1 pseudogene is annotated in these 230 nt (G+C 38.7%); it reads left to right on the top strand.

Annotation, left to right across the window (positions count from 1 at the left end):
* Positions 1–230, top strand: a pseudogene (locus AAEZ06_RS28415) (murein hydrolase activator EnvC family protein); the annotation flags it as partial.

Raw genomic sequence — 230 nt, 5'->3', positions numbered from 1 at the left:
CAGCAAGATACCTTATCAAAACAGCTTTCTAGTGCTTATTTGGCTGGTAATCATGATTACACTAAAATGATGCTTAACCAGCAAAATCCGGCTACGGTTGAACGCATGCTGGCGTATTATCAATACCTCAACAATGCCCGTATAAAAGCCATTCAGCAACTAAAGCAAACCAGCATTGATCTTAATAAAATCAAACAACAGCAAGTCACAACGCAACAAAAACTCAATGC

The sequence above is a fragment of the Pseudomonas sp. HY7a-MNA-CIBAN-0227 genome (assembly GCF_040310325.1).
Lineage (GTDB): Bacteria > Pseudomonadota > Gammaproteobacteria > Pseudomonadales > Pseudomonadaceae > Aquipseudomonas.
This window is presented reverse-complemented; position numbering and strand designations above follow the sequence as displayed.